We start from the raw sequence: 24980 nt of genomic DNA, 5'->3' as shown, positions 1-24980 counted from the left end.
GACGTGGCAGGTGAGATACGGATGATCAGCGCTCCCACCACGTGCTAATTTGAACCTGTTCAAGATGGAGGGGGTAAGGGTAATGGAGGACGGTCGGAGAGTGTCCGCCCGGCAGCGGGCGTGGATCGTGGCAGGGGTGGTGACGGCGGGTCTCACAGCCGCCCTGGGGCTGCTCATCGCTCCGTTCCTGGGCGGGCTGTTCCTGATGACAGCGCTGGTGACCGCCGCGCCGCTGCTAATGCAGGACCACCCGAGGATCTGCGCGCGGACCTGCCTCGTCATCGGGCTGGGCCTGCTCGCCTGGGCGCTGATCGGCGCCGTCATCGGCATGTTCCTCTTCGTGCCGGCGGCTCTGCTGCTAGTGATCGCGCCCTTCGTGGACCCCGGCAACCGGCCGGATCCCTGGTTCTCGGCAATCACACCCGTCGTCGCCGCAGCGGCCTTCACCCTCATCGCCCTCCCGCCCGGCCAGGGCCACGACCCGGAGAACGAACCGCCGCCTTCCTTCCGCGCCGCCCTGGACTCCACGGACCGTTTCCGCGACCGGCAGTTCAACCAACGCAAGGAACGGCTGTGGGACTACGGCGCCACCCGGGTGGAGGTCTACGAGTACGCCGGACAGCTGATCCTCGATGTAGGCATGCCGGAGACCTTCACCGGCGGCCGGACCGAGGGTGACCTCAGGGACGAGATCGCCGATCTCCCCGGAGTCGTCGACGTCCGCCGCTGCACCTACCACACCTGCGCCGGGTGATACCGATGACCACGGACCACCGCGACTGGCACGACGACAGCGCCTACACGGACGCAGTGCAGCGCGCCGAACGGGCGACCCGCTTCGGGTGGACGGCGATCACCGCGACGACCGCTACGCTCGGCTGCGCGCTGATCGCCGCCATCGCCCTCTGCGCCGGCGCGGTTCTCGCGGGCATCTACCTGTGGATGACCGGGCTGACGGGCTAGGCCACAGCTCGCCCAGCTCCCATCCCGTCTGCCGTCGACCCACACGTACGTGGAGCGGGCGCGGGTCCTGGCGTCCAGGTGGAGCGCGCCACTGTACGAACGACCTGGACGCCAGGTTGGCCAAGCGTCGCCCCAACGGTGGGGGCGCCGCCTACGTCACCAACACGGACGGCCACCGCGTCCGCAAGTTCGTGTACGGGGCGACGTACGACGAAGCCGCCGAGAAGCTGGGCAAGCTCCAGGACCAGGAGCGCAACGGCGTCCCCGTGCCGTCCCGCTCCTGGACCCTTGGTGAGTGGCTGGCCTATTGGCTTGAGCACATCGTGGAGCCGGAGCGCGAGCACAATACGTACGCCAAGTACGAGTCCAAGGTTCGGCTCTACCTGGCGCCGCACTTGGGCAAGAAGCCGTTGGTCAAGCTCACGCCTGCCCAGATCCGGACCTTCATGGCCACGTTGAAGCGTGAGAAGGTCGGCGCCGCCACTCGCTTCGAGGTGCTGCGTATCCTCCGGAACGCGCTCAACCGCGCCATCCGTGAAGAACTGCTGACGCGGAACGTCGCGCTGCTCGTGGACATGCCCAAGGTCAGCAAGGCCAAGGCCAAGCCGTGGAACGCCCGGGAGGCAATCACCTTCCTGCGGTCGGCTCGGGCTCACCGCTTCTACGCGGCCTGCGTCCTGGTTCTTGCCCTCGGCCTCCGGCGGAGCGAGCTCCTGGGCCTGCGCTGGCAGGACATCGACTTCGAGAATCGGCAGTCCACCCCGGTCAAGCAGGTGCAGCGCGAGACGGGCAAGGGCCTGGTCCTCAAGGACCTCAAGACGGAGTCCTCACAGGCCGTCCTGCCGCTGCCCGAGTTCTGCGCTCGCGCTCTGGAGGAACGTCGGGAGCTGCAAGAGCTGGAGCGGAAGATCGTGGGTGACAACTGGCACCAGGAGCCGGATCACGACGTGATCTTCTCGTCGGAGCGTGGTGGCCTGACGGACCCCGTGGGCTTCTCCCGGACCTTCGATCGGCTCGTCTCCCGCGCCGGTGTCCGCCGGATCACGGTCCGCCTCGCCCGGCACACCTGCGGCACCCTGCTCGCGTTCCTGAAGGTGCACCCCAAGGTCGCTCAGGCGATCCTCCGCCACAGTCAGATCAGCATGACGATGGATGTCTATACACACATTGTGGGCGACGGTGAGCGGGAGGCCGTGGCCCTGCTCGCCGAGCTCTTGGAAGACCCGCTGATCGGCTGATGTCAGCCGTAGATGTCAAAGACCCCCAGTCGGTATCGACTGGGGGTCTTTTCGCTGGTGGGGCTAACAGGATTTGAACCTGTGGCCTCATCCTTATCAGGGATGCGCTCTAACCAACTGAGCTATAGCCCCGCCGCGCTTTGCGGTGTGTGTCCCGCGCGCTGACTCCTGAAGATTAGCGCACGTGGGGGCCAGTCCCAAAATCGGTTCCGGGACGGGCCCCGAGCCGGCACATCGCAGGTCACTCGTCCTCGGCGAGGGTGAGCTCCACACCGCCCACGAAACCGGCCGACAGGTTGTAGATGAACGCGCCCAGCGTGGCCAGGGCGGTCATCAGGACCACGTCGATCACCGCGATGACCGAGGTGAACATCAGCACCCGCGGCAGCGACAGGAAGGACTGCAGGTCGAAGCCGTTGGACTCGTTGGAGCCGGTGGCCTCGCTGATCGTGCCGCCGACGGTCGAGAAGACGCCCATGGCGTCCATGACCATCCACAGCACCGCCGCGGCCACCACCGTGCAGATGCCGAGCGCGATGGAGAGCAGGAAGCTCACCTTCATCACCGACCACGGATCGGCCTTGGCGACCCGCAGCCGCGCCTTGCGCGTACGCGGGGTGGTGCGCGCGCCGGTGCGCGGCTTGCGCGTGGCGGCGGCGCCCTGGCCGCCGGCGGGCACGCCCTGGGCGGGAGTGCCCTGCGCCGGGGCGCCGTAGGCCTGCGGCGGGTGGTAGGGCCCGCTCTGCGGCTGGGTCCCCCCGCGCTCGCCGGGCAGCGGCCCGTTGTACGTCTCGTACGAGGGCCTCTGCCCCCGAGTGTCCGTCACCGTAACCCCCTGGGAGTCCGTGGCGGAGCCACGGGCACCGCTCGATCCTTCGGACCGGCCGTCGGCCGAACCGGCGCCCGTGGCTCCACTCACGCTCTACTCCTCGTGCTCCCCGGTCGCGGGCTCCGTGCCCTCGACCGCCTCGGCCGTCTCCACAACCTCATCGGCGTCGACCGCGTCCTCGATCTCGTCCTCGCCGCCGGCCTCGGCGTTGCGGGCGATGCCGACGACGGCGTCGCGCTTGCCCAGGTTGATCAGCTGGACGCCCATGGTGTCACGGCCGGTCTCCCTGACTTCGTTGACTCGCGTACGAATCACACCACCGGACAGCGTGATGGCGAGGATCTCGTCGGTCTCCTCGACCACCAGCGCGCCCACGAGCGAGCCGCGGTCCTCCACGATCTTGGCGGCCTTGATGCCGAGGCCGCCACGACCCTGGACGCGGTACTCGTCGACCGCGGTGCGCTTGGCGTAGCCACCGTCGGTCGCGGTGAACACGAACGTACCGGGCCGGACGACATTCATCGAGAGCAGCTGGTCGTCCTCGCGGAAACTCATCCCCTTGACGCCGGAGGTCGCGCGTCCCATCGGGCGAAGCGCGTCGTCCGAGGCGGTGAAGCGGATCGACTGGGCCTTCCGGCTGATGAGCAGCAGGTCGTCCTCGGCCGACACCAGCTCCGCGCCGATCAGCTCGTCGTCGCTGCCGTCCTCCCGCTCCCGCAGGTTGATGGCGATGACACCGCCCGAGCGCGGGGAGTCGTAGTCCTTCAGCGCGGTCTTCTTCACCAGACCGGCCTTGGTGGCGAGCACCAGGTACGGCGCGGCCGCGTAGTCGCGGATCGCGAGGATCTGGGCGATCTGCTCGTCCGGCTGGAAGGCCAGCAGGTTGGCCACGTGCTGGCCGCGGGCGTCCCGGCCGGCGTCCGGCAGCTCGTACGCCTTGGCGCGGTAGACCCGGCCCTTGTTGGTGAAGAAGAGCAGCCAGTTGTGCGTGGTGGTGACGAAGAAGTGGTCGACGATGTCGTCCTGCTTCAGCTTCGTGCCGCGCACGCCCTTGCCGCCGCGCTTCTGCGAGCGGTAGTCCTCGGTCTTCGTACGCTTCACATAGCCGCCACGCGTGATCGTGACGACGATGTCCTCCTCGGCGATCAGGTCCTCGATGGACATGTCGCCGTCGAAGGGCACGAGCTGGCTGCGGCGGTCGTCACCGAACTTGTCGACCAGCGCCGCGAGCTCCTGGCTGACGATCGCCCGCTGCTTCTCGGGCGAGGCCAGGATCGCGTTGTACTCGTTGATCTTCGCCTGGAGCTCGTCGTGCTCGGCGACGATCTTCTGGCGCTCCAGGGCGGCGAGCCGGCGCAGCTGCATCTCGAGGATGGCGTTGGCCTGGATCTCGTCGATCTCGAGGAGGCCCATCAGGCCCTCGCGGGCGACGTCGACCGTGTCGCTGCGCCGGATGAGGGCGATGACCTCGTCGATCGCGTCGAGCGCCTTGAGCAGACCGCGCAGGATGTGGGCGCGCTCCTCGGCCTTGCGCAGCCGGAACTTCGTCCGGCGCACGATGACCTCGATCTGGTGCGTCACCCAGTGGCGGATGAACGCGTCGATCGACAGGGTGCGCGGCACGCCGTCGACCAGCGCCAGCATGTTGGCGCCGAAGTTCGTCTGGAGGTCGGTGTGCTTGTACAGGTTGTTGAGGACGACCTTGGCGACCGCGTCCCGCTTGAGCACGATGACCAGGCGCTGGCCGGTGCGCGAGGAGGTCTCGTCGCGGACGTCGGCGATGCCGCCGATCTTGCCGTCCTTCACCAGGTCGGCGATCTTCTGCGCGAGGTTGTCCGGGTTGACCTGGTAGGGCAGCTCGGTGACCACCAGGCACTGGCGGTTCTGGATCTCCTCGACCTCGACGACCGCGCGCATGGTGATGGAGCCGCGACCGGTGCGGTACGCCTCCTCGATGCCCTTGCGGCCGACGACGAGCGCGCCGGTGGGGAAGTCGGGGCCCTTGATGCGCTCGATGAGCGCGTCGAGCAGCTCCTCGTGGGTGGCCTGCGGGTGCTCCAGGTACCACTGGGCGCCGGCGGCGACCTCGCGCAGGTTGTGCGGCGGGATGTTGGTCGCCATGCCGACCGCGATGCCGGCGGATCCGTTGATCAGCAGGTTCGGGAAGCGGGACGGCAGGACGGTCGGCTCCTGGGAGCGGCCGTCGTAGTTGTCCGTGAAGTCGACGGTCTCCTCGTCGATGTCGCGGACCATCTCCATCGACAGCGGCGCCATCTTGCACTCGGTGTAGCGCATGGCCGCGGCCGGGTCGTTGCCCGGGGAGCCGAAGTTGCCGTTGGAGTCGACCAGCGGCATCCGCATCGCCCAGGGCTGGGCGAGGCGGACGAGTGCGTCGTAGATCGAGGTGTCGCCGTGCGGATGGTAGTTGCCCATCACGTCGCCGACGACGCGGGCGCACTTGTAGAAGCCCTTCTCGGGCCGGTAGCCGCCGTCGTACATCGCGTACAGCACGCGGCGGTGCACCGGCTTGAGGCCGTCACGGACGTCGGGCAGTGCGCGCGACACGATGACGGACATCGCGTAGTCGAGGTACGAGCGCTGCATCTCGGTCTCGAGCCCGACGGGCTCGATGCGCAGCTGCTGGTCCTCTTCTTCGGTCGTGGCGGGAGTGATTTCGTCGGCCATTGCTGGTCGTCAGTCCTTTCGTACGGTCAGCTGAGACCGACTCAGATGTCGAGGAAACGAACGTCCTTGGCGTTGCGCTGGATGAACGAGCGCCGCGCCTCGACGTCCTCGCCCATCAGCACCGAGAACAGGTCGTCGGCCTGCGCCGCGTCGTCCAGGGTGACCTGGCCGAGCACGCGGTGCTCGACGTCCATGGTGGTGACGCGCAGCTCCTCGGCGTTCATCTCGCCGAGACCCTTGAAGCGCTGGATCGAGTCTTCCCTGATCCGCTTGCCGTTCTGCTTGCCCAGCTCGACCAGCGCGTCGCGCTCACGGTCGGAGTAGGCGTACTCGAAGTCGTCCCGGCCCCACTTGATCTTGTAGAGCGGCGGGCGGGAGAGGTAGACGTGCCCGGCCTCGACCAGCGGCCGCATGAAGCGGAAGAGGAAGGTCAGCAGCAGGGTGTTGATGTGCTGGCCGTCGACGTCGGCGTCCGCCATCAGGATGATCTTGTGATAGCGGAGCTTCTCGATGTCGAAGTCCTCGTGCACACCGGTGCCGAAGGCGGAGATCAGCGCCTGGACCTCGGTGTTCTGGAGGATCTTGTCGATACGGGCCTTCTCGACGTTCAGGATCTTGCCGCGGATCGGCAGGATGGCCTGGTACATCGGGTTGCGGCCGGACTTGGCCGAGCCGCCGGCGGAGTCACCCTCGACGATGAAGATCTCGCACTTGGTGGGGTCGTTCGACTGGCAGTCGGAGAGCTTGCCCGGCAGGGACGCCGACTCCAGGAGACCCTTGCGGCGGGTCAGGTCACGGGCCTTGCGGGCGGCCACGCGCGCGGTGGCGGCGGTGATGCCCTTGCGGATGATGTCCGCGGCCTCGTTGGGGTTGCGGTCGAACCAGTCGGTCAGGTTCTCGAAGACGACCTTCTGGACGAAGGTCTTCGCCTCGGTGTTGCCGAGCTTGGTCTTGGTCTGGCCCTCGAACTGCGGCTCGCCGATCTTGACCGAGATGATCGCGGTCAGACCCTCGCGGATGTCGTCGCCCGTGAGGTTGTCGTCCTTCTCGCGGAGCAGCTTCTTCTCGCGCGCGTACTTGTTGACGAGCGTCGTCAGCGCGGCGCGGAAGCCCTCCTCGTGCGTACCGCCCTCATGGGTGTGGATCGTGTTCGCGAACGAGTACACGCCCTCGCTGTACGACGAGTTCCACTGCATCGCGATCTCGACCGAGAGCATGCGCTCCTTGTCCTCGGCCTCGACGTCGATGACGGTGGGGTGGATCAGGTCGCCCTTGCGCGAGTTGAGGTACTTCACGAAGTCGACGATGCCGCCCTCGTAGTGGTACTTCACCGTGCGCGCGGCCGGCTCGGCGGCGGCCTCGGCGTCCGGGTCGTCGGCGCCGACGGTGGCCTTCGCGGACTCGCGCTCGTCGGTGAGCGTGATCGTCAGGCCCTTGTTGAGGAAGGCCATCTCCTGGAAGCGGCGCGAGAGCGTCTCGAATGAGTACTCGGTCGTCTCGAAGATGTCCGGGTCGGACCAGAAGGTGACCGAGGTGCCGGTCTCGTCGGTCGCCTCGTGCTTCGCGAGGGGCGCGGTCGGGGCGCCCATCTTGTAGTCCTGCGTCCAGCGGTGGCCGTCGGTCTTGATCTCCACCGAGACCTTGGTGGAGAGGGCGTTGACGACGGAGACGCCGACGCCGTGCAGACCGCCGGAGACCGCGTAGCCGCCGCCGCCGAACTTGCCGCCCGCGTGGAGGACCGTCAGCACGACCTCGACGGCCGGCTTGCCCTCGGACTCGACGATGCCGACGGGGATGCCGCGGCCGTTGTCGACGACGCGGACGCCGCCGTCGGCCAGGATCGTCACGTCGATGGTGTCCGCGTGACCGGCCAGGGCTTCGTCGACCGAGTTGTCGACGACCTCCTGCACCATGTGGTGCAGGCCGCGCTCTCCGGTCGAGCCGATGTACATGCCGGGGCGCTTGCGCACGGCATCCAGACCCTCGAGTACCTGGATGTTGCTGGCGGTGTACTGGTTGTTCTCGTTGGGGTTGCCGGAATCGGCCACGAAGCGCCCTTTCTGGCACAGCACAAGCCGTTCTCCGGGCATACGGGAGCGGCTGCGTCGTTCGACATGTTCCGCAGGGTGGCGGGATTGTCTCCCAGTCTACCGGTACCACTGACACTCATGGGGGTTTGCCGGTACCTGAATGCTCATGTGCCGCCCTCGACGGGCGCGAGACGACTCCCCATATCCGGGGAGGGGCCCCAGAGGCCCCTGACGGCCACCTAGCGCTTCGAGCGGTGACGGCGAGTGGAGGCCGGCGGCGCGGACTCGAGCAGCCCGCGTTGTGGGCATACGTTCCGCGGGGGCGGAAGGGGTGGGCACAACGCCCACGCGCACGGCGCCCTCTGCCCGGACCCGCGCCACGACGGCGGCGTCCCGGCCCCGGCTACCCGTAGGTGTCGCCCGGCCCCGTCGACCCCGGCGCCCGCAGCGGCCCGTACCCCCGCCGGGGCCCGCCCGGCCCCAGGACCTTGATCATCCGGACCGTGCCCTGCCCCAGGTCCTCGTTCAGGCGCGCGACCAGGCGGGGCGCGAGCAGCCGCAGCTGCGTCGCCCACGCCGTGGAGTCGCACTGCACCGTGAGCACCCGCTCCTCCGGGTCCTCGTCGTACTTCAGCGGTACGCAGTGCTTGGCGAGGTCCTCGCCGACGATCTGCGGCCAGCGCCCCATGACCCCGCCGACCGCCGCCGGCGTCTCCCAGCCCCGCTCGGTGATCAGCCGGTTGATCGCGGCGCCGAGCGCCATCGGGTCGCGCCCGTCGGCGCGCGCGCCGGAGCGCAGTCCGCCACCGCGCCGGGCCTGCTTCTTCTGCTGGGCCGCCGCACCCCGCGCCTTGGCCTGCTCCTTGGCGGCGCGCAGGGCCACCCGGGCCAGGTCGACGCCGGAGGGCTCCGGTGCCGCCGCCGAAGTTTTGTCCACAGGCTGTGGGGAAGTTTCGCCGCTCATACCCGTCATGCCCGCGCCGGCCTCTCCACCGTGCCGCCGGCCACCACGTACCGCGTGCCCGCGAGCACCCCCGGTACGTCGTCGTCGACCGCCGCCGTGACGAGGACCTGCTCGCCCGGCGCCACCAGCTCCGCGAGCCGCTCGCGCCGGCGCGCGTCCAGCTCGGCGAAGACGTCGTCGAGGACGAGCACCGGCTCGTTCCCCTCGGCGCGCAGCAGGTCGTACGAGGCGAGCCGCAGCGCCAGGGCGTACGACCAGGACTCGCCGTGACTCGCGTAGCCCTTGGCCGGCAGGTCGCCGAGCTTGAGGAGCAGGTCGTCACGGTGCGGCCCGACCAGCGTGACGCCCCGCTCGATCTCCTGCTTGCGTACGTCGGCGAGCGCGGCGATCAGCTGTCCGTACAGCTCCTCGCGGCTGTGCCCGGAGCCGGGCGCGGACGGCTTGTACTCCAGCTGGACCGGCCCGCCGCCGGGGGCCAGCTGCTCGTACGCCTTGTCGGCGAGCGGCCGGAGCGTGCCGATGAGGTCCAGTCGCTGGGCCAGCAGCTCGGCGCCGGCCCGGGCCAGGTGCTGGTCCCAGACGTCGAGCGTGGACAGGTCCATGCCGCGGCCGCCGTGCCGCCGGGCCATGGCCGCGGACTTCAGGAGCGTGTTGCGCTGCTTGAGCACCCGCTCGTAGTCCGAGCGCACGCCCGCCATGCGCGGCGCGCGCGCCGTGATCAGTTCGTCGAGGAAGCGCCGGCGCTCGCCGGGGTCGCCCTTGATGAGCGCCAGGTCCTCCGGCGCGAACAGCACGGTCCGCACGATCCCCAGCACATCACGTGGCCTGACCTGCGAGGACCTGTTGATACGGGCGCGGTTGGCGCGGCCGGGGTTGAGTTCGAGCTCGACCAGCTGGGAGCGCTCGCCCTGGGTGACGGCCGCGCGGATGATCGCCCGCTCCGCGCCCATGCGCACCAGCGGGGCGTCGGAGGCGACGCGGTGGCTGCCGAGGGTGGCGAGATAGCCGACCGCCTCGACGAGATTCGTCTTGCCCTGGCCGTTCGCCCCCACGAACGCGGTGACGCCCGGATCGAGCGGGACCTCGACCCGGGCGTAGGAGCGGAAGTCGGCCAGCGACAGATGCGTGACATGCATGGTGGGCGCCGACCTTCCCCCGGCGGGCTGTGCACCGCCGGGTGCACAGCCTGTGGATTACTTCTTCGTCTCGACCGCGTGACCGCCGAACTGGTTGCGCAGCGCGGCGATCATCTTCATCTGCGGCGAGTCGTCCTGACGCGACGCGAACCGCGCGAACAGCGACGCGGTGATCGCCGGCAGCGGTACGGCGTTGTCGATGGCGGCCTCGACGGTCCACCGGCCCTCGCCGGAGTCCGACGCGTAGCCGCGCAGCCCGTCCAGGTGCTCGTCCTCGTCGAGGGCATTGACCGCGAGGTCGAGCAGCCACGAGCGGATGACGGTGCCCTCCTGCCAGGAGCGGAAGACCTCGCGGACGTCGGTGACGGAGTCGACCTTCTCCAGGAGCTCCCAGCCCTCGGCGTAGGCCTGCATCATCGCGTACTCGATGCCGTTGTGGACCATCTTCGCGAAGTGGCCGGCGCCGACCTTGCCCGCGTGTACGGCGCCGTGGGGGCCCTCGGGCTTGAGCGCGTCGAAGATCGGCTGGACGCGGGCCACGTTCTCGGCGTCGCCGCCGTACATCAGCGCGTAGCCGTTCTCCAGGCCCCAGACGCCGCCGGAGACACCGCAGTCGACGAAGCCGATGCCCTTGGCGGCGAGCTCCTCGGCGTGCTTCTCGTCGTCGGTCCAGCGGGAGTTTCCGCCGTCCACGACGATGTCGCCGGGGGAGAGCAGGTTCGCCAGCTCGTCGATGGTGGACTGGGTCGCGGCACCGGCCGGGACCATCACCCACACGACGCGCGGACCCTTGAGCTTGCCCACAAGCTCTTCGAGGCTGTGGACATCGGCGAGGTCCGGGTTGCGGTCGTATCCGATGACGGTGTGGCCTGCGCGGCGGATGCGCTCGCGCATGTTGCCGCCCATCTTGCCGAGACCGACGAGACCGAGCTCCATCAGAGATTCCTTAAGCGTCGTGTGCGGTTTACCCGGGTCCGAGCCTACGCCCGCACCCGGGTGCACACCTGTGGGGTCAGCCGCTCAGTCGTACCGGCATGATCAGGTACTTGTAGGCCTCGTCGGCCTCCGCGTCGACCGCCGGCCTGCCGCTCAGGAGCGCGGGCTTGGTGGAGGTCGTGAAGGACAGCTGGGCCACCGGGGAGTCGATCGCGCTCAGGCCGTCCAGGAGGAAGGTCGGGTTGAAGGCGATCGAGATGTCGTCGCCGTCCAGCTGCGCGTCGACCCGCTCCACAGCCTGTGCGTCGTCGCTGGAACCGGCCTCCAGGATGAGCACGCCCTGCTCGAAGCTGAGCCGGACCGGGGTGTTGCGCTCGGCCACCAGGGCCACGCGCTTGACGGCCTCGACGAAGGGCGCGGTCTCGATCACCGCGATCGAGTTGAACTCGGTGGGGAAGAGCGTCCGGTACTTCGGCAGGTCGCCCTCGAGCAGCCGGGTGGTGGTGCGGCGGCCCGCGCCCTCGAAACCGATCAGGCCCTCGCCCTTGCCGGAGCCGGACAGCGCCAGGGTGACGGTGTCGCCGCTGGTGAGCGCCTTGGCCGTGTCCAGGAGCGTCTTGGCGGGCACCAGGGCGACGGCGGAGGCGTCCGGGGACTCCGGCTTCCACAGGAACTCGCGGACGGCGAAGCGGTAGCGGTCGGTGGAGGCCAGGGTGACGGTGTCGCCCTCGATCTCGATGCGCACACCGGTGAGGACGGGCAGCGTGTCGTCACGGCCGGCGGCGATGGCCACCTGGGCGGCGGCGGCCGCGAAGACCTCGCCGGGGACGGTGCCGGTCGCGGTGGGCATCTCGGGCAGCGCCGGGTACTCCTCCACGGGCAGCGTGTGGAGGGTGAAGCGGGAGGAGCCGCAGACCACGGTCGCCCGCACACCGTCGGTGGAGATCTCCACCGGGCGGTTGGGGAGGGCGCGGCAGATGTCGGCGAGCAGGCGGCCGGAGACCAGGACCGTGCCGTCCTCCTCGACCTCGGCCTCGACCGAGACCCGGGCCGAGACCTCGTAGTCGAAGCTGGAGAAGCTCAGCGCGCCGTCCTCGGCCTTCAGCAGAAGGCCCGCGAGCACGGGCGCCGGCGGACGGGCCGGAAGGCTGCGGGCCACCCACGCCACCGCCTCCGCGAGTACATCGCGCTCCACCCGGATCTTCACCGGAACCGCCTCCTGCTTGTTGCTGGCTCTTCGTCGACTGCGGGAACCAGTCTGACGTACGCCACCCACACTCGGTGCGGCTCGGGGTCAAGTCGAGACAAGAGCTCGCCGACGCTCCGGCGTCGAGTTGTGCACAGGTCCCACTTCGAAGCGGATTCCGGGCTAACTATGAGTGGGAGTAGTAGTAGGGCCTGTGGAAACCGTGGATAACGTCATCCGCGCAGGTCAGACCCAGTTTTTTGTCCACCGCCCCTGTGCATGGCACCGGTGGACAACCGGGGTGTTCTGTGGACACACGAAAGTTCTACACACCCGATTCACAGGCCATGGGGAGTTCTCCCCAGTGCTGTCCCCAGCTTTCCCCACGTTCCCCACAGCCCAAACGTCTCCCTTGGTGTGACCGCTTTCACTCGGCCCAGTGAGCCCGGGCGTTTCGTTGCCGAACAGTGGACAGCGGTGTGGAGAAGCTGTGGGCAACCGCCGCTTGCCTGTGGGCGGCCAGTGGACAACCGAGCGGGGGCCCTGTGGACGGATCTTTTGTCCACAGGCTGTGGAGATCGTTTGCCAACAATTCCACACCCCTCTGACCTGCCGTGATGGCGTGTCACCAGGCCTGCCTGTGGATGCGATCCGGATAACTCGGCAGTCCCCACCCTGTGGACGGGAGATCATCCCCCAATCTGTGGAGAACCTGCCACCGGAACGGAGTAATCGAACAGCGGCTGCGGCGGCACCGGGGGCCGGGAACGCCGAAGGGCGCTCCAGGAGGTGTCCCGGAGCGCCCTCGGAGGGTCGCGGACGGCGTTCGTCAGCCGTTCTTGATGCGGTTGGTCAGCTCGGTGACCTGGTTGTAGATGGAGCGCCGCTCCGCCATCAGGGCCCGGATCTTGCGGTCCGCGTGCATGACGGTGGTGTGGTCGCGGCCGCCGAACTGCGCGCCGATCTTCGGCAGCGACAGGTCGGTGAGCTCCCGGCACAGGTACATGGCGATCTGCCGGGCGGTGACCAGGACGCGGCTGCGCGAGGAGCCGCACAGGTCCTCCACCGTCAGACCGAAGTAGTCGGCCGTCGACGCCATGATCGCGCCGGCGGTGATCTCCGGCGCCGAGTCCTCGCCGCCCGGGATCAGGTCCTTGAGGACGATCTCGGTCAGTCCGAGGTCCACCGGCTGCCGGTTGAGGCTCGCGAAGGCGGTCACCCGGATCAGCGCGCCCTCCAGCTCACGGATGTTCCGCGAGATCCGGGAGGCGATGAACTCCAGTACCTCCGGCGGGGCGTTCAGCTGCTCCTGTACGGCCTTCTTGCGGAGGATCGCGATGCGCGTCTCCAGCTCGGGAGGCTGCACATCGGTGGTCAGACCCCACTCGAAGCGGTTGCGGAGCCGGTCCTCCAGGGTCACCAGCTGCCGGGGCGGCCGGTCCGAGGAGAGCACGATCTGCTTGTTGGCGTTGTGGAGCGTGTTGAAGGTGTGGAAGAACTCCTCCTGCGTCGACTCCTTGCTCGCGAGGAACTGGATGTCGTCGACCAGGAGGATGTCCACATCGCGGTAGCGCTTGCGGAAGGCGTCGCCCTTGCCGTCGCGGATCGAGTTGATGAACTCGTTGGTGAACTCCTCCGAGCTCACGTACCGCACCCGGGTGCCCGGGTAGAGGCTCCGCGCGTAGTGCCCGATGGCGTGCAGCAGATGGGTCTTGCCGAGTCCCGACTCCCCATAGATGAAGAGCGGGTTGTACGCCTTCGCCGGCGCCTCGGCGACCGCGACGGCGGCCGCGTGGGCGAAGCGGTTCGAGGAACCGATGACGAAGGTGTCGAAGAGGTACCGCGGGTTCAGCCGGGCGTGCTGCTCGCCGGGCGCGCCGGAGCCGGCGCCCTGCCCGGAGGAGGAACCGCCCATGCCCGGTGCTCCGCCGACTCCGGGACGCGGCCCGTGGCCGACGCCATGGCCGCCGTGGCCCGGACCGCCGTGACCCTGGCCGCCGTGGCCGGAAGCGCCGGGGCCGCCGGAGCCCTCCGGCTCGGGAAGATCGGCACGCTCGGGTCGCTGCTGCTCGTACGGAGAGCGCTCGTCGTACCGCGGCTGCTGGGGCTGCTGCGGGCGGGCCGTCGCGTACGGATCACGCTCCTGGAAGCCGCCGAGCCGCTGCTGCTGCCAGGTGATCTCCTCCTGGGCGCGCGGCCAGACGCCCGGGTCGGGGCGCTGCTGCTGGTACTCGGGGTAGGCGGGGCGGGCGGTCGGCAGACCGTCGTCCGGCGTCGGACGCCCGTAGTCGTCGTACTTCTCGTACGGCTTCTCGTAGCCGTCGTACTTCCCGTACGGCTGCTGCGCGGGCCGGGCCTGGGGCGCGGGCGGGGACGGCTCGCCGACGGAGTCGTCCACGGTGATCGCGATCCGGATCGGCCGGCCGCAGGCCCGGCTGAGCGCCTCGCTGATCAGGGGGGCGAGCCGGCCTTCGAGGACCTGCTTGCCGTACTCGTTGGGGACCGCGAGCAGCGCGGTGTCGGCCACCAGTGCGAGTGGCTGGCAGCGCTCGATCCACTGCTTGTCCTTGGGCTCGATGCCCTGGCCTTCGCCGAGGAGCTGTTCCAGCACGCGCGGCCACACTGCGGCAAGATCGGCAGGTACGTCAGCCACGGGGCACGCTTCCTCGCAGGTCCCACGAATGTGTGGTTCTCGGGACGATGGGTCGAAGTCCGTAAGGACAGGTAAGGACAGAACGGAAAAGATTGCGGAGTCCAGCCACGGTAGTCGTGGCGGCTGACGTGGTTCAAGTTGTTGTCCACAGCCTGTGCACAATGGAGGGCGGCAACGGGCCGGTTTGACCGGATGGCGTAGCCGCGCGTACCGTAACCAGGTCGAGTTGTCGATGGCTGCTGCCGCCTGCCTCCGATGGGCAAAGATCACCATAGGTGATCACGAAGCGGTGCACTCGGGCGTATTGCGAGCTACTCGTGGGCGCACGGTGACAGCCAGGCGATGTCCCGCCACCACCCGAATCATTTCTGGAGCCCCCGAGTGAGCAAGCGCACCTTCCAGCCGAACAACCGTCGTCGCGCGAAGACCCACGGCTTCCGCCTGCGCATGCGTACCCGTGCCGGCCGTGCCATCCTGGCCGCCCGCCGTGGCAAGGGTCGCGCCCGCCTGTCCGCCTGATCCGCGTACAGGTCATGACGTGCTGCCTACCGAGAATCGGCTGAGGCGGCGCGAGGACTTCGCGACCGCGGTACGCAGAGGACGCCGGGCCGGACGCCCGCTCCTCGTCGTCCATCTACGCAGCGGTGCAACGGACCCGCACGCGCCTGGGGAGAGCGCTCCCCCGACGCGTGCGGGTTTCGTCGTGAGCAAGGCCGTAGGCGGCGCGGTCGTCCGCAACCAGGTGAAGCGTCGTCTGCGCCATCTTGTGCGCGAGCGGCTCACCGAGCTGCCCCCCGGTAGCCTGGTGGTCGTACGGGCGTTGCCCGGAGCCGGTGACGCCGACCACGCACAGCTGGCCCGAGACCTGGATGCCGCTCTCCAGCGGTTGCTGGGAGGGGGCACGCGATGAAGTACCCGCTGCTGGCTCTCATCAAGTTGTACCAGTGGACGATCAGCCCTCTTCTGGGCCCCGTCTGCCGGTACTACCCGTCGTGTTCCCACTACGGATTCACGGCCATCGACCGGCATGGCGCGATCAAGGGCACGGCCCTGACCGCCTGGCGCATCCTGCGGTGCAATCCGTGGTCGCCCGGCGGCGTGGACCACGTTCCCGCGCGCAAGCGGCCGCGCTGGCACGAGATGCTCAGGAACGCGCTGCGCGGTGACAAGGGCGGGATCTCCGCCGAGACGAGTCCGGCCGCAGAGACCTCGCCCAATGCTCAAGGAGCCTGATTAGTGGACACGATTGCCAGTCTGTTCGCGTTCATCACCACGCCCGTCTCATGGGTGATCGTCCAGTTCCACAAGCTGTACGGGGCGATCTTCGGCCCTGACACGGGCTGGGCCTGGGGCCTGTCGATCGTGTCCCTCGTGGTGCTGATCCGCATCTGCCTGATCCCGCTCTTCGTGAAGCAGATCAAGGCGACCCGGAACATGCAGGCGCTCCAGCCGAAGATGAAGGCGATCCAGGAGCGCTACAAGAGCGACAAGCAGCGTCAGTCCGAAGAGATGATGAAGCTGTACAAGGAGACGGGCACCAACCCGCTCTCCTCGTGCCTTCCCATCCTGGCGCAGTCGCCGTTCTTCTTCGCGCTGTACCACGTGCTGAGCAAGATCGCCGAGGGCGAGCGGATCGGCGCCCTGAACCAGCAGCTCGTCGACAGCGCGCGTGAGGCGCACATCTTCGGCGCCCCGATCGCGGCGAAGTTCATGGACTCGCCGGACAAGGTCGAGGCCCTCAACGCCTCGCTGACCGATGTCCGCATTGTCACCGCCGTCATGATCATCCTGATGTCGGCCTCGCAGTTCTTCACCCAGCGCCAGCTGATGATGAAGAACGTCGACCTCACCGTGAAGACCCCGTACATGCAGCAGCAGAAGATGCTCATGTACATCTTCCCGGTGATCTTCGCCGTCATGGGCATCAACTTCCCCGTCGGTGTCCTCGTCTACTGGCTGACCACCAACGTGTGGACCATGGGCCAGCAGATGTACGTGATCAACCAGAACCCGACGCCGGGCAGCAAGGCCCAGGACGCCTACCTGCAGCGCCTGCTCAAGAGCGTCACCCACCACGGTGAGGTCCGTGGCCGTGGCCGCAAGAGGGTCGTCAAGGCCATCGTCGCCAAGGGTTCGGACCGCAACGAGAACGAGCGCCGCTTCTTCGCGGGCCTGGCCAAGGCCGGCTTCGCCGCCCAGGCCGACGGCACCGTGATCAAGAGCGACACCCTCTCCGTCGAGGCGGAGGGCGGTGCCGGCACCCGGCGTCAGCAGCCCAAGCGTCAGACCAAGGCCCAGCGCCAGGCCGCGGCCGCCCAGCAGGCGAAGGAGGCCGACGACTCGGCTTCGACCGCCGAGGACCAGGCCGAGGGCAAGGCGGCTCCGTCGCTGGAGAAGGAGCCGAAGTCGTCGGCGAAGGGCACCAAGGCCGGTGCCCAGGACGCGGTGGACAAGCCGGCGCGGCCGAGCCGGGCCAACTCCGGTGGCGCCCGTCAGGGCAAGTCCGGCCAGCGCAAGGGCCAGCAGCGGCCCAAGCACCCCTCCTCCAAGAAGTAAGCCTCCACGAAGCAAGAAGGAGTCCATCCGTGACGGAAGGCACCACCTCCGCCGCCGAGGGTGGCGACACCCTGACCCGCCTGGAGCAGGAGGGTGAGATCGCGGCCGACTACCTCGAGGGCCTGCTCGACATCGCCGATCTCGACGGTGACATCGACATGGACGTCGAGGCGGACCGGGCGTCGGTCTCGATCATCAGCGACTCCGGCAGCCGCGACCTGCAGAAGCTCGTCGGCCGCGACGGAGAGGTGCTGGAGGCCCTTCAGGAGCTGACCCGGCTCGCCGTGCACCGCGAGACCGGCGACCGCAGCCGACTGATGCTCGACATCGCGGGCTTCCGGGCTCAGAAGCGGTCCGAGCTCGCCCAGCTGGGTGCCAAGGCCGCGGACGAGGTCAAGTCCTCCGGCCAGCCGGTCAAGCTGGACCCGATGACCCCGTTCGAGCGGAAGGTCGTGCACGACGCGGTCGCCGCCGCCGGTCTGCGCAGCGAGTCCGAGGGCGAGGAGCCGCAGCGCTTCGTCGTCGTGCTTCCTGCCTGAGCCCTCTCGTAGCGTCGGCCCCGTCTGTTCGCAGGCGGGGCCGAATTTTGTCAGCCTGATAGTCAGCGACCACAGTGCGCTCGCGCGGTACGCGTGCGGTACGGAAGGACGGTTCCCCGTGACGGAGGCAGCGGAGCTTCCCCAGGCGCCGGAGCAGGCGCGGACAGTGTTCGGCGAGTACTTCCCGGAGGCGGTCCGGTACGCGGAGCTCCTGGCGGACGCAGGGGTCAAGCGGGGCCTCATCGGCCCGCGAGAGGTCCCCCGGCTGTGGGAGCGCCATCTCCTGAACTGCGCCGTGCTCTCCGAGGTCGTCCCGGAGGGCGTCACCGTCTGCGATGTCGGCTCCGGCGCCGGCCTGCCCGGAATCCCGCTGGCCTTGGTCCGCCGTGATCTGAAGATCACGCTCCTGGAGCCCCTGCTCCGACGTACGACCTTCCTTCAGGAAGCCGTCGAGCTGCTCGGCCTCGACCATGTGACCGTGGTCCGCGGCCGGGCCGAGGAGATGATGGGCAAGCTTCCGTCGGTGCACGTCGTCACCGCGCGGGCCGTGGCGCCCCTCGACCGGCTGGCCGGCTGGGGCGTCCCGCTGCTCCGCCCCTATGGCGAGATGCTCGCGCTCAAGGGCGACGCGGCGGAGGAGGAGATCGTCGGCGCCCGTGCCGCGCTCTCCAAGCTCGGTGTGGTGGAGGCCTCCGTGCTGCACGTGGGTGAAGGAGTCGTCGACCCGCTGACCACCGTGGTCCGGGTCGAGGTCGGTGAGAGCCCCGGTGGTGTGAGGTTCGCCGCAAAGCGCGCCAAGGCGGCCCGGCCCAGCCGGCCCCGTCGGCGCCGCTGAGCCTTTTCCGTTCCGTACCCGCTGATCCGTACAAGCTGCGATACGTACATATTTCGGAGTGTCGAGCGGTCCCGGCCCTGCGGCGCGTGCATCGTGTTTCACGTGAAACGTCGCTCACTGCTGCAGGGGATCATCAGCCGCGGCCGCGCGGCCGCCACGCCCTGGGACCGCAAGCCTCTGGCGAAACCCCCCGTGAGGGTTAAGGGGTTGTCCACAGAGGTGGATTCATCCACAGAACCACGGGCCTCGCTGGTTCACGACCCCGAAAGCATGGCAGGCTCTGTGCATCGCGAGCCTGAAGCCGAGGAGAGTGAATCCTTGCGGTCCGACGCCAACATCGCGGGACCGATGACCGATCCGGTCCCCGGTCCCCGAACCGAATCGGTAGGGGCGGATGTTTCACGTGAAACACCGCCTCCGATGGACGACACCCCCATCGGTCGTGCAGCCCAGCTGGCCGCGGAAGCCCTGAGTCGCGCCGGTGAGGGGCTTCCCCGACCCGCGCAGACCCGGGTGATGGTGGTCGCCAACCAGAAGGGCGGCGTGGGCAAGACGACCACGACGGTCAACCTCGCCGCCTCGCTCGCGCTGCACGGCGCCCGGGTCCTGGTCGTCGACCTGGACCCGCAGGGCAACGCCTCCACGGCGCTGGGCATCGACCACCACGCCGAGGTCCCCTCGATCTACGACGTTCTCGTGGACAGCCGCCCGCTGTCCGAGGTCGTCCAGCCCGTCCGGGATGTCGAGGGCCTCTTCTGTGCCCCGGCCACGATCGATCTCGCCGGTGCGGAGATCGAGCTGGTGTCCCTGGTGGCGCGGGAGAGCCGACTGCAGCGAGCGATTCAGGCGTACGAGCAGCCGCTCGACTACATCCTGATCGACTGCCCGCCCTCCCTCGGACTGCTGACGGTCAACGCCCTCGTGGCCGGGGCCGAGGTGCTGATCCCCATCCAGTGCGAGTACTACGCGCTGGAGGGCCTCGGCCAGCTGCTGCGGAACGTCGACCTGGTGCGGGGGCACCTCAACCCCGCCCTGCACGTCTCGACGATCCTCCTCACCATGTACGACGGCCGTACGAGGCTCGCCTCGCAGGTTGCCGACGAGGTGCGCAGCCACTTCGGCGAGGAGGTCCTGAGGACCAGCATCCCCCGGTCGGTGCGTATCTCCGAGGCCCCGAGCTACGGACAGACCGTGCTCACCTACGATCCGGGCTCCAGCGGTGCCCTGTCGTATCTCGAAGCGGCGCGCGAGATCGCCCTGCGCGGTGTCGATGTGCACTATGACGCCACCCAGGCCCATGGGGGACACCCGTATCCGGGCCACCAGAACAGCCAGCGAATGTCGGAGGGGATCCAGTGAGCGAGCGACGTAGGGGTTTGGGGCGTGGGCTCGGTGCGCTGATCCCCGCTGCTCCCCAGGAGCGACAGGTGCCGGCCGTCGGGGTGGGCTCCGCCCCGGCCGCGACCTCCCCCGGTGCCATCCCCGCGCTGGGTTCGGACCGGGGTGTGGCCGCGGCCAAGCTGGCGACCCTTCCGGCCAGCCCGCAGTCCCCGGACTCGGTGGTGCCGGTGGCCGAGGCCGAACCGCTGCCCGAGTCTCCGGCCGGGGCGCATTTCGCCGAGCTGCCGCTGGACTCCATCACGCCGAACCCGCGTCAGCCGCGTGAGGTGTTCGACGAGGACGCCCTGGCCGAGCTGATCACCTCCATCAAGGAGGTCGGTCTGCTCCAGCCGGTCGTGGTCCGGCAGCTGGGTCCCGAGCGCTACGAGCTCATCATGGGCGAGCGCCGCTGGCGGGCGTGCCGTGAGGCCGGTCTGGAGCGGATCCCGGCGATCGTCCGGGCCACCGAGGACGAGAAGCTGCTGCTTGACGCCCTCCTGGAGAACCTCCACCGGGCCCAGCTGAACCCGCTGGAAGAGGCCGCCGCCTACGACCAGCTCCTCAAGGACTTCAACTGCACCCACGACCAGCTGGCGGACCGGATCGGACGCTCGCGTCCCCAGGTCTCCAACACGCTGCGTCTGCTGCGGCTCTCCCCGCCGGTGCAGCGCAGGGTCGCCGCCGGTGTCCTCTCGGCCGGTCACGCCCGTGCGCTGCTGTCCGTGGAGGACGCGGAGACACAGGACAAGCTGGCCTACCGGATCGTCGCCGAGGGCCTGTCGGTGCGGGCCGTCGAGGAGATCGTCGCGGTGATGGGCTCGGAGCCCTCGTCCCCGGTCAAGCCCAAGGGCCCGCGCGCGGGCACCCGGGTCTCCCCGGCTCTACGTGATCTGGCGACCCGGCTCTCGGACCGCTTCGAGACCCGGGTGAAGGTCGACCTGGGCCAGAAGAAGGGCAAGATCACCGTCGAGTTCGCCTCGATGGAGGATCTGGAGCGAATCCTGGCGACGCTGGCCCCGGGTGAGGGCCGTGTCCTGGACCAGGGGGCCTCCGAGCAGGATCCCGAGGAGAGTCCCGAGGGCTGAGCCCTCTGTTTCGGCTCCAGAGCTTCGGCTCCAGGGCGGGGCGTGTTCCGGCATCCACCGGGACACGCCCCGCCCTTTGCCTGTCCGCGGTATCGCCCTGTTCCGCTCGTCGTTACGATTCTGGGAGGCGTATTCGTACAGCGATGGCCGAGGGAAGCGAGGAACAGCTGTGGGGCGTCGGCTCGTACCGCTCACGCTGGACAACCTTCCGGATCTCCCCAAGCGATGTCGTTCCTGTGTCTTCTGGGAACTCGATCCGGTGAGTGGAGAGGCCGCTGTGAAGGCCGGCCGCCCGGAGCTGGAGAAGGAGGCCTGGATCTCCGCGGTGCTGCTCGAATGGGGGTCCTGCGGCCGGGTGGTCTATGTCGACGAGGTCCCCGTCGGGTACGTGCTCTACGCGCCGCCGGCGTATGTGCCCCGTTCCACCGCCTTTCCCACCAGCCCGGTCGCTGCGGATGCCGCGCAGCTGATGACGGCGTGGATCATGCCCGGTTACCAGGGACAGGGACTCGGCCGGACCATGGTGCAGACCGTGGCCAAGGATCTGCTGAGGCGGGGGTTCAGGGCGATCGAGGCCTTCGGCGATGCCCGCTGGAAGGAGCCGGCCTGTGTGCTCCCCGCCGACCATCTACTTGCCGTGGGCTTCAAGACGGTCCGACACCACCCGACCTTCCCGCGGCTCAGGCTGGAACTGAGGACGACGCTCTCCTGGAAGGAGGATGTCGAGATGGCCCTCGACCGGCTCCTCGGTGCGGTGCAGAAGGAGCCCGCTCTGCGGCCCCTCTGACGGATGCCGACGGCGCCCGGACGGACGACAGCGGCCCGCCCCCTCGGAAGGGGGCGGGCCGCCGATGTTTCACGTGAAACAGCGAGAGCGTCAGGCCTTCGTCTCGACGAAGTCCGCGAGGTCGCGCAGGATCGCGGCCTTCGGCTTGGCGCCGACGATCGTCTTCACGACCTCGCCGTCCTTGTAGACGTTCAGCGTCGGGATGGACATCACGCCGTACTTGGCGGCGGTGGCCGGGTTCTCGTCGATGTTGAGCTTCACGATCGTGATCTCGTCGTGCTCGGCGGCGATGGCCTCGAGCGACGGAGCGATCATGCGGCACGGGCCGCACCACTCGGCCCAGAAGTCCACCAGGACGGGCTTGCTGCTCTTGAGGACCTTCTCCTCGAAGTCAGCGTCGGTAACGGTGATAGTGGCGCCGGCCACGGCGGCCTCCTTCATTCGCGGGGTGTGGGGCGGGGGAGCTTAGGGGGGTCAGACCGCAGGGGTCTCGGCGAGCTTCTCGCTGTCGACGAGCGCGGCCAGGAAGCGCTCGGCGTCGAGCGCGGCCGAGCAGCCGGTGCCGGCGGCCGTGATCGCCTGACGGTAGGTGTGGTCGACGACGTCACCGGCGGCGAAGACGCCCGGGATGTTGGTGCGCGTCGAGGGGGCGTCGACCTTCAGGTAGCCCTCCTCGTCCAGCTCCAGCTGGCCCTTGAAGAGCTCGGTGCGCGGGTCGTGGCCCACGGCGATGAAGAGACCCGTCACCGGGAGCTCGCTGGTCTCGCCCGTCTTGGTGTTGCGCAGGGTCAGGCCCGCGAGCTTCTGCTCGCCGTGGATCTCGGCGACCTCGCTGTCCCAGGCGAACTTGATCTTCGGGTCGGCGAAGGCACGCTCCTGCATCGCCTTGGAGGCGCGCAGTGAGTCGCGGCGGTGGACGATCGTGACCGACTTGGCGAAGCGCGAGAGGAAGGTGGCCTCCTCCATCGCGGTGTCGCCGCCGCCGACGACGGCGATGTCGTGCTCCTTGAAGAAGAACCCGTCGCAGGTGGCGCACCAGGAGACACCGCGGCCGGAGAGGGCGTCCTCGTGCGGCAGGCCGAGCTTGCGGTGCTGGGAGCCCGTGGTGACGATGACGGCCTTGGCGCGGTGCACGGTGCCGGCGGTGTCCGTGACGGTCTTGATCTCACCCGTGAGGTCCACGGCGACGATGTCGTCCGGAACCAGCTCGGCGCCGAAGCGCTCCGCCTGGGCACGCATGTTGTCCATCAGGTCCGGGCCCATGATGCCGTCACGGAAGCCGGGGAAGTTCTCCACCTCGGTCGTGTTCATCAGGGCGCCACCGGCGGTGACCGCACCCTCGAACACGAGCGGCTTCAGCGACGCACGGGCCGTGTAGAGCGCCGCGGTGTAACCCGCGGGCCCGGAGCCGATGATGATCACGTTACGGACGTCGCTCACGGGTTTTTTCCTCGTCTCTGCAGACTGCCTACTGCCTACGGGGGCGGTCGGATCGGTCACTGTCACCCCACCCAACCGATCCTACGGGGCGGGCATTCCCGAACCCGCCGCCCGCCACGGGGCGAGACGTCAGGAGCGGGGAACGGATTCCTGCGTCAGCACCTCGGCCGTGCCGTTCCCGGCGCCCGAGGCACAGGAGGCGTCGAGCACGTACGCCTGGACCCGGGAGCTGTCCGTGGTGTCCGGCAGGACGACGAGATAGGCGGCCGTCCCCTGGTAGTCGCCCTGCTGGAAGGCGATGACGGCGTCGGTGCGCCCGGTCCCGGCCTTGACGCACTCGGGCAGGGTCGCGGGCAGGGTCCGCTTGTCGCCGGCTCCCCCGCCCTCGGCGGAGAGCGACGCGGGCGGCGCACTGCGGTCCTCGGGCGCCTTGAAGGTGCCGTTCTGCCGCAGGAGGTCCTGCACCGTGGACTCGACCGGCGCACCGTCGAACTGCGCCGCGTCCGCGGCGGCGACATCGGACTTCCGGTCGGCGGCCGAGTCGGCGCCGCCGAGGTTCAGGGCACCCGACTGGACGAAGAACAGACCCAGCCCGAGGGCGGCGGCGCCGAAGGCCGCGCCGACGGCGGCGACCCGGCGGCGCGACCTCCGGGAGCGGCCGGGGCCGGTGGCGGCCGCAGGACGCCCTGCGGGCCGGGCGGCGGTCGGCGTGGGTGCGGGAGTGCGGCTGCGGGATGTTTCACGTGAAACGTGGGGCTCGGCGGCCGGTGCCGGCGCCGTGGCGTTCAGGAGGGCTTCGGCGGCGAGGGCGGCATCGATGCGACCGGCGATCTCGGCGGGCATCCGGGGCGGCCCGGGGAGGGTGCCAAGGAGGCCCCGGATCTCCTCGAGCGAGGTCCGTACGTCCGCGCAGAGGAGGCAGCCGTCGAGGTGCCGGCGCACGGCCGCGCTGCGGGCGGGCGGGAGCAGCCCTTCGGTGAGGTCGGAGATCTCCGAGACGTCCGGGTGCTGAGTCGTGTCGGCCGTGGAAGTCACGCGCGCCCACCTCCGCCCTTCACAGCCGCTGGATTGCCCGGTCCGGTATCCGTCGGTCCCGGTACCGGTGGGACGGATGCCCCCGGCGTCCGGTTCCTTCCCCGGTCGAGCCCTTCGTTACCCACCGTGTCGCCGCGCAGATGAGTGAGCATCGGCAGCAGCTTGGCCCGTCCGCGCGCACAGCGACTCTTCACGGTCCCGGTGGGGACATCGAGGATACGAGCGGCCTCGGCCACCGGGTATCCCTGCATGTCGACGAGGACGAGGGCCGAGCGCTGCTCGGTGGGAAGCGTGGCGAGGGCGGCCAGGAGCTGGCGGTGGAGGTCCTGGCGTTCGGCCGGTGCCTCGGCGGACTCGTGCGGTTCGAGGAGCTGCTCGAACCGGGCGGTGTCGTCGACCGGCGAGGTCCGGCGCGAGGCGGTCTTGCGGGCCCGGTCGAGGCAGGCGTTCACCGTGATCCGGTGCAGCCAGGTCGTGACGGCCGACTGGCCGCGGAAGGTGTGGGCGGCCCGGAAGGCCGACACGAGGGCGTCCTGGACGGCGTCAGCGGCCTCCTCGCGGTCTCCGAGCGTCCGCAGGGCCACCGCCCACAGCCGGTCCCGGTGGCGGCGCACGAGCTCACCGAAGGCATGCGGATCGCCGGCCACATGGCAGGCCAGCAGTTCCTGGTCGCTGCGCTCGTCGCGTATGGCGTCGTCCAACG

24 protein-coding genes and 1 tRNA gene are annotated in these 24980 nt (G+C 69.3%); 12 read left to right on the top strand and 13 right to left on the bottom strand.

What is annotated here, in order from left to right:
* Window positions 1–100 precede the first annotated feature (100 nt).
* The 3 genes from ACFY7C_RS26340 (at window position 101) to ACFY7C_RS26330 (ending at window position 2201) form a co-directional block, all read left to right on the top strand.
* Window positions 101–754: a hypothetical protein gene (locus tag ACFY7C_RS26340; RefSeq protein ID WP_389654911.1), complete on the top strand. Its 654-nt coding sequence runs from the start codon at window positions 101–103 to the stop codon at window positions 752–754.
* Window positions 755–759: 5 nt separating this feature from the next.
* A complete protein-coding gene (locus ACFY7C_RS26335; protein WP_389654909.1) occupies window positions 760–963 on the top strand; it encodes a hypothetical protein in 204 nt (67 codons plus the stop codon).
* Between the two features lie 116 nt (window positions 964–1079).
* On the top strand, window positions 1080–2201 hold the full coding sequence (locus ACFY7C_RS26330) for a tyrosine-type recombinase/integrase (RefSeq protein ID WP_389654907.1): 1122 nt from the start codon (window positions 1080–1082) through the stop codon (window positions 2199–2201).
* 55 nt (window positions 2202–2256) lie between these two features.
* Here the strand turns inward: ACFY7C_RS26330 and ACFY7C_RS26325 are convergent.
* From ACFY7C_RS26325 to dnaA, 9 genes are all read right to left on the bottom strand, one after another.
* Window positions 2257–2333 (bottom strand) — tRNA-Ile (locus ACFY7C_RS26325).
* 109 nt (window positions 2334–2442) lie between these two features.
* A complete protein-coding gene (locus tag ACFY7C_RS26320; protein ID WP_389654905.1) occupies window positions 2443–3027 on the bottom strand; it encodes a DUF3566 domain-containing protein in 585 nt (194 codons plus the stop codon).
* A 96-nt stretch (window positions 3028–3123) separates the two neighbouring features.
* Window positions 3124–5715, bottom strand: a complete 2592-nt coding sequence (gene gyrA / locus ACFY7C_RS26315) for a DNA gyrase subunit A (RefSeq protein WP_389654903.1) — start codon at window positions 5713–5715, stop codon at window positions 3124–3126.
* Between the two features lie 41 nt (window positions 5716–5756).
* Window positions 5757–7787: a DNA topoisomerase (ATP-hydrolyzing) subunit B gene (gene gyrB, locus ACFY7C_RS26310; protein WP_389654901.1), complete on the bottom strand. Its 2031-nt coding sequence runs from the start codon at window positions 7785–7787 to the stop codon at window positions 5757–5759.
* A 361-nt stretch (window positions 7788–8148) separates the two neighbouring features.
* Window positions 8149–8709 carry a DUF721 domain-containing protein gene (locus ACFY7C_RS26305; protein ID WP_389655653.1) on the bottom strand — a complete coding sequence of 187 codons (561 nt, stop codon included), beginning with the start codon at window positions 8707–8709 and terminating at the stop codon, window positions 8149–8151.
* A 5-nt stretch (window positions 8710–8714) separates the two neighbouring features.
* Window positions 8715–9845, bottom strand: a complete 1131-nt coding sequence (gene recF, locus ACFY7C_RS26300; RefSeq protein ID WP_389654899.1) for a DNA replication/repair protein RecF — start codon at window positions 9843–9845, stop codon at window positions 8715–8717.
* Window positions 9846–9902: 57 nt separating this feature from the next.
* Window positions 9903–10781, bottom strand: a complete 879-nt coding sequence (gene gnd, locus ACFY7C_RS26295; RefSeq protein ID WP_389654897.1) for a phosphogluconate dehydrogenase (NAD(+)-dependent, decarboxylating) — start codon at window positions 10779–10781, stop codon at window positions 9903–9905.
* A 76-nt stretch (window positions 10782–10857) separates the two neighbouring features.
* Entirely contained in the window at window positions 10858–11988 is a 1131-nt protein-coding gene (dnaN, locus tag ACFY7C_RS26290) for a DNA polymerase III subunit beta (protein ID WP_356694636.1), read from the bottom strand.
* An 808-nt stretch (window positions 11989–12796) separates the two neighbouring features.
* Complete coding sequence (gene dnaA / locus ACFY7C_RS26285) at window positions 12797–14620, bottom strand: chromosomal replication initiator protein DnaA (RefSeq protein WP_389654894.1); 1824 nt, start codon at window positions 14618–14620, stop codon at window positions 12797–12799.
* A 381-nt stretch (window positions 14621–15001) separates the two neighbouring features.
* On the opposite strand from dnaA, the gene rpmH reads away from it, so the two are divergent.
* From rpmH to ACFY7C_RS26240, 9 genes are all read left to right on the top strand, one after another.
* Complete coding sequence (rpmH, locus tag ACFY7C_RS26280) at window positions 15002–15139, top strand: 50S ribosomal protein L34 (RefSeq protein ID WP_125638610.1); 138 nt, start codon at window positions 15002–15004, stop codon at window positions 15137–15139.
* 19 nt (window positions 15140–15158) lie between these two features.
* Window positions 15159–15530, top strand: a complete 372-nt coding sequence (rnpA, locus tag ACFY7C_RS26275) for a ribonuclease P protein component (RefSeq protein WP_389654892.1) — start codon at window positions 15159–15161, stop codon at window positions 15528–15530.
* Window positions 15527–15853, top strand: coding sequence for a membrane protein insertion efficiency factor YidD (yidD, locus tag ACFY7C_RS26270; protein ID WP_352076788.1), 327 nt, complete (start codon window positions 15527–15529; stop codon window positions 15851–15853). The genes rnpA and yidD overlap by 4 nt, the downstream gene beginning before the upstream one ends.
* A 3-nt stretch (window positions 15854–15856) precedes the next feature.
* A complete protein-coding gene (gene yidC / locus ACFY7C_RS26265; protein ID WP_389654890.1) occupies window positions 15857–17176 on the top strand; it encodes a membrane protein insertase YidC in 1320 nt (439 codons plus the stop codon).
* Window positions 17177–17205: 29 nt separating this feature from the next.
* Complete coding sequence (locus tag ACFY7C_RS26260; RefSeq protein ID WP_389654888.1) at window positions 17206–17715, top strand: protein jag; 510 nt, start codon at window positions 17206–17208, stop codon at window positions 17713–17715.
* 118 nt (window positions 17716–17833) lie between these two features.
* Window positions 17834–18550, top strand: a complete 717-nt coding sequence (gene rsmG, locus ACFY7C_RS26255) for a 16S rRNA (guanine(527)-N(7))-methyltransferase RsmG (RefSeq protein ID WP_389654886.1) — start codon at window positions 17834–17836, stop codon at window positions 18548–18550.
* Window positions 18551–18820: 270 nt separating this feature from the next.
* A complete protein-coding gene (locus ACFY7C_RS26250) occupies window positions 18821–19909 on the top strand; it encodes a ParA family protein (RefSeq protein ID WP_389654884.1) in 1089 nt (362 codons plus the stop codon).
* A complete protein-coding gene (locus ACFY7C_RS26245; RefSeq protein WP_389654882.1) occupies window positions 19906–21015 on the top strand; it encodes a ParB/RepB/Spo0J family partition protein in 1110 nt (369 codons plus the stop codon). The genes ACFY7C_RS26250 and ACFY7C_RS26245 overlap by 4 nt, the downstream gene beginning before the upstream one ends.
* Before the next feature lie 169 nt (window positions 21016–21184).
* Entirely contained in the window at window positions 21185–21802 is a 618-nt protein-coding gene (locus ACFY7C_RS26240) for a GNAT family N-acetyltransferase (protein WP_389654880.1), read from the top strand.
* 90 nt (window positions 21803–21892) lie between these two features.
* Here ACFY7C_RS26240 and trxA read toward each other — a convergent pair whose 3' ends face one another.
* The 4 genes from trxA to sigM all read right to left on the bottom strand — a co-directional run bounded on the left by trxA (window position 21893) and on the right by sigM (window position 24978).
* Window positions 21893–22228 carry a thioredoxin gene (gene trxA, locus ACFY7C_RS26235; protein ID WP_389654878.1) on the bottom strand — a complete coding sequence of 112 codons (336 nt, stop codon included), beginning with the start codon at window positions 22226–22228 and terminating at the stop codon, window positions 21893–21895.
* 48 nt (window positions 22229–22276) lie between these two features.
* The gene (trxB, locus tag ACFY7C_RS26230; protein WP_389654875.1) at window positions 22277–23242 is read right to left on the bottom strand and encodes a thioredoxin-disulfide reductase; all 966 of its coding nucleotides are present in this window, start codon (window positions 23240–23242) and stop codon (window positions 22277–22279) included.
* Between the two features lie 129 nt (window positions 23243–23371).
* Window positions 23372–24277, bottom strand: coding sequence for a hypothetical protein (locus tag ACFY7C_RS26225; protein ID WP_389654873.1), 906 nt, complete (start codon window positions 24275–24277; stop codon window positions 23372–23374).
* The gene (sigM, locus tag ACFY7C_RS26220; protein ID WP_389654871.1) at window positions 24274–24978 is read right to left on the bottom strand and encodes an RNA polymerase sigma factor SigM; all 705 of its coding nucleotides are present in this window, start codon (window positions 24976–24978) and stop codon (window positions 24274–24276) included. The genes ACFY7C_RS26225 and sigM overlap by 4 nt, the downstream gene beginning before the upstream one ends.
* Window positions 24979–24980: the final 2 nt, after the last annotated feature.

It is taken from the genome of Streptomyces sp. NPDC012769, from assembly GCF_042901205.1.
Lineage (GTDB): Bacteria > Actinomycetota > Actinomycetes > Streptomycetales > Streptomycetaceae > Streptomyces.
The sequence above is the reverse complement of the archived record's forward strand: the minus strand, read 5'-3'. Positions and strand labels throughout refer to the sequence as shown.

Excerpts from the sequence above, each read along its gene's own strand:
- ACFY7C_RS26335 (WP_389654909.1), top strand. The coding sequence starts at position 760 with ATGACCACGGACCACCGCGACTGGCACGACGACAGCGCCTACACGGAC.
- gyrA (WP_389654903.1), bottom strand. The coding sequence starts at position 5,715 with ATGGCCGACGAAATCACTCCCGCCACGACCGAAGAAGAGGACCAGCAG.
- ACFY7C_RS26305 (WP_389655653.1), bottom strand. The coding sequence starts at position 8,709 with ATGAGCGGCGAAACTTCCCCACAGCCTGTGGACAAAACTTCGGCGGCG.
- recF (WP_389654899.1), bottom strand. The coding sequence starts at position 9,845 with ATGCATGTCACGCATCTGTCGCTGGCCGACTTCCGCTCCTACGCCCGG.
- gnd (WP_389654897.1), bottom strand. The coding sequence starts at position 10,781 with ATGGAGCTCGGTCTCGTCGGTCTCGGCAAGATGGGCGGCAACATGCGC.
- yidD (WP_352076788.1), top strand. The coding sequence starts at position 15,527 with ATGAAGTACCCGCTGCTGGCTCTCATCAAGTTGTACCAGTGGACGATC.
- ACFY7C_RS26250 (WP_389654884.1), top strand. The coding sequence starts at position 18,821 with ATGGCAGGCTCTGTGCATCGCGAGCCTGAAGCCGAGGAGAGTGAATCC.